We start from the raw sequence: 2,357 nt of genomic DNA, 5'->3' as shown, positions 1-2,357 counted from the left end.
TGATATTTTAATAAAGCTTCCTGTAGGGGTAAACAGGAAGATTGAGATTGTACTAAGAGGAAGTTAGCGGCACTGGTTTGGGGCTGTAATTGCGGAAAATTAGCTAATCCTTGCCATAAATCCTGGCGGGCCGCCGTTAACCAATCCCAAGTTTGTTGTTGAAAATCCCTATCTTCAATTGCCGCAATAGCGGCAACCACGGCCAAATTATTCACCGACCAAGGATCGCGCCATCTTTGCCATTGTAACAGGCGCTCGGGATGGGCGAGGACGTATCCTAGACGTAAACCGGGGAGACTGTAAAATTTAGTTAGGGAACGCAAAATCACGAGATTGGGATATTCCGGCAACAGAGATATTAAACTCTCCTGTTGTTGCGGGGGTAAAAAATCCATAAAAGCTTCATCCACTACCACCAAACCAAATTGCGATAGATAGGGACGAATGGCCGCCACCGTCCAGAGTTTCCCCGTGGGATTGTGGGGATTATTGAGTAATAAGCCTTGTTTTTCGGGATTAACCGGCTTTAAAGTGGTTAAATCTAGGGAATGTTTGCAGATGTTTCCACCAAAACTTTTTAAAGCCCGTTCGTAATCGTTAAAAGCGGGTGTTAGTACATAAACACTATCAAATGCTGCTAATTCCCGACCGGCCCAGGTTAATAACTCGGCCGCACCATTGCCGGGGAGAATCCAATCCGGCCCGATATCATGCCATTGGGCGAGGGCAGAACGCAACTGCCAATACCCGGGGTCAGGATAACGAGTCAGACTGGTTAAATGGCTTTTAATAGCGGTTAGGGCGCTTTCTGGCGGACCGAGGGGGTTGATACTGGCAGAAAAATCGAGAATAGAGGAAACCGGACAGCCGGCAATGGCGGCCGCCCAGTCAAGATTACCACCATGTTTAGGTCTAGGCAAAAGACTTACAGCGAACGAAACTCAACAGTAATTATTCCTTATCCGGAGCCACTCTGTCTTTAAACAGTTTACCCGCCGAGAAAGCCGGGACGCGAGTGGCTGGAATCTCCATCTTATCGCCGGTTTTCGGGTTGCGTCCTTCCCTGGCCTGACGTTCCCGGGCCTCGAAGGAACCGAATCCTACTAGGGTTACTTTGTCCCCCTCAGAAACCGCTTCGATAATGGTTTCGATGGCGGCAGTGAGAACAGCATCTGCTTGTTTTTTGGTCACAGAAGCTTTGAGAGCGATTTGATCGATTAATTCACCTTTGTTCATGCGCTAACTCCTTGTTTTGCGGTTTTTCTGAGTTTAGGGTGGTTGTCAGTAGTTTATTATGGTTCCCCTGTTGAGGACTCGCCAGGATCGAGATCACTAAATAATGCCTCAAATCCTCATTGGCTATATATTCCACTGCATTATTCTAAGCGGGAATTGTCTCGATCGGAATCGCTGAAACCTTTAATTTATCTAGATTTCCCCCCAATTCCCCGCCAGGGGAGAGAAAAAAGGGAACAAGCGAGAGATTTACAGCGATATAAGCTAATAAAAAGAGATTAGATGGCGAAATTGCCGATAAATATTCTCTAAAAGCGATAGGCATCCTAACTTCCCAAAAATCGTTCATCGGTTCTCTCCAAGATTTTTGACTAATTTTGCCCCCAAAAACGTTAAAAAAGTTTACCAAAGCAATTTCTGCCCAAAAATTAAGTTCGGGACCAGGAGATATTGGCTAAAATTGGAACTTATGATCGTTAAAAATATTCAAAAAAGCAGGATTTAACTGGAAAGTTTGCTATCATTATCTATTCAGCGACAAACTCGCATGGTGATTTACTGCTATCCCCTAGCCGATCTAGGTCAAAGCTTAAGACATTCTTTTATCGTGACTTTTTTGGCAGTAATCGCCATTCTTGGCGGTCTGATTCCCGAATTTTCTTGGACGACGGAGGTGGTTAGTTTTCAGTCCTCCGCTTATACTCAAGATTTTACGGCTGACCAAATCAAACGTTATGCCAAAGCAGTTTTGTCGATCGAAACCGAAAGAAAACAAGCTTATCAGGAAATTTCGCGAATTTTAGGGAAAAGTCCCCCGGCAATTACCTGTAACCAACGGGAAAGCTTTAATAATCTTCCAGCTGATGCCCAAAGAATTGCCGTAGATTATTGTAATAACTCAAAAAAGATTGTCAAAGATAATGGCTTCACTGCCGCTGAATTTAACGCCATTACTAACCGGATTCGTACCGATGATAACTTGAGACGACGGGTACAAAATGAGATGATTCGTCTGCAACGGGAGAATCAGTTTTTCGGGTCAAGCTGGAGTCAGGGCTACAATTAAGAATGTTTTTTCCCATTGACCACTACCATGTTAACTTTTACCGAGCGCTTACCAC

4 protein-coding genes are annotated in these 2,357 nt (G+C 44.6%); 1 reads left to right on the top strand and 3 read right to left on the bottom strand.

Annotated elements, in window-relative coordinates; all coding sequences use genetic code 11:
• From PX481_RS16235 to PX481_RS16225, 3 genes are all read right to left on the bottom strand, one after another.
• A partial coding sequence (locus PX481_RS16235) for a pyridoxal phosphate-dependent aminotransferase (protein ID WP_288094998.1) occupies positions 1 to 920 on the bottom strand: 920 nt, incomplete at its 3' end.
• A gap of 31 nt (positions 921 to 951) precedes the next feature.
• Positions 952 to 1,236: a non-specific DNA-binding protein Hbs gene (hbs, locus tag PX481_RS16230; RefSeq protein WP_002759570.1), complete on the bottom strand. Its 285-nt coding sequence runs from the start codon at positions 1,234 to 1,236 to the stop codon at positions 952 to 954.
• 145 nt (positions 1,237 to 1,381) lie between these two features.
• Positions 1,382 to 1,585, bottom strand: a complete 204-nt coding sequence (locus PX481_RS16225; protein WP_002759569.1) for a hypothetical protein — start codon at positions 1,583 to 1,585, stop codon at positions 1,382 to 1,384.
• A gap of 198 nt (positions 1,586 to 1,783) precedes the next feature.
• On the opposite strand from PX481_RS16225, the gene PX481_RS16220 reads away from it, so the two are divergent.
• Positions 1,784 to 2,302: a DUF4168 domain-containing protein gene (locus PX481_RS16220; protein WP_288095000.1), complete on the top strand. Its 519-nt coding sequence runs from the start codon at positions 1,784 to 1,786 to the stop codon at positions 2,300 to 2,302.
• Positions 2,303 to 2,357 lie beyond the last annotated feature (55 nt).

This window comes from Microcystis sp. M53603_WE2 (assembly GCF_030065435.1).
Note: the sequence above shows the minus strand (reverse complement) of the source record. Positions and strands in the feature narration are given on the sequence as shown.